The sequence below is a fragment of the Sphingomonas sp. CCH5-D11 genome (assembly GCF_001557395.1).
GTDB lineage: Bacteria > Pseudomonadota > Alphaproteobacteria > Sphingomonadales > Sphingomonadaceae > Sphingomonas.
Map to the genome: position 1 here is coordinate 1 of NZ_LSKH01000171.1, position 992 is coordinate 992.

Annotated in this window: 1 protein-coding gene; it reads right to left on the reverse strand. The window is 68.0% G+C overall.

All coding sequences use genetic code 11. From position 1 onward, the window contains the following. Positions 1-164 precede the first annotated feature (164 nt). A complete protein-coding gene (gene istB, locus AX702_RS10640; protein ID WP_066779228.1) occupies positions 165-893 on the reverse strand; it encodes an IS21-like element helper ATPase IstB in 729 nt (242 codons plus the stop codon). Positions 894-992: the final 99 nt, after the last annotated feature.

The window sequence follows — 992 nt, forward strand, 5'->3', positions numbered from 1 at the left end:
GCGTCCAAAAAGGACCCCCTATCGGCGTGCAAAAGGGACCCCCTTCGTCGAGCAGTGTGACGGTATGACGGGCGCACCGTTCGCGCTGGTTGCGGCGTAGGGCGGGCGTAGCCCGCCCGGAGGCGCAACCAGCGCGAAGCGTTCTCTGCCGGGTGCCCCGGGCGTCAGCTGCGGTGCTTGAAGCGCCAGCTGTCGTTGCCGGTCTCGACGATGTCGCAGTGGTGGGTAATGCGGTCGAGCAGCGCGGTGGTCATTTTGGGGTCGCCGAAGACGGTCGGCCACTCGCCAAAGGCGAGGTTGGTCGTGACGATGACCGAGGTCTGCTCGTAAAGCTTGCTGACCAGGTGGAAGAGCAGCTGACCGCCCGAGCGGGCAAACGGCAGATAGCCGAGCTCGTCGAGCACCACGAGGTCGAGACGTGACAGCTGGTTGGCGAGTGTGCCGGCCTTGCCGAGACGCGTTTCCTCCTCCAGCCGGTTCACCAGGTCGACTGTGTTGAAGTAGCGCCCGCGGGCGCCGGCCCGCACCACGTTGGCGGTAATGGCGGTGGCGAGGTGCGTCTTGCCGGTGCCCGTTCCACCGACCAGCACGACGTTGCGCCGACCGGGGAGGAACGAGCCGCTGTGCAGGGAGCGCACCAGCCCCTCGTTGATGGGGGTGTCGTCGAAGACGAAGGCGTCGAGGTCCTTCACCGCCGGCAGCCTGGCGGCCGACATCCGGTAGCGGACGGACGCCGCATGGCGGTGCGTCGCCTCGGCGCGCAGCAGGTCGGTCAGAACCTCCATGGTCGTGCGCTTGCGCTGCAGCCCAGTGGTGACCGCCTCGTCAAAGGCGCCAGCCATGCCCTTCAGCCCCAGTTCGGCCATGGCCGTCATCATCTCATGCCGCTGCATGGAGGCCTCGCAGGCTGTCATAGCGGTTGCAGTCGGCACGCGGTGGATGGCGCAGCGCCAGGTCCTCCGGCGTGACAATGGCCAGCGGCCGGGGCGGCT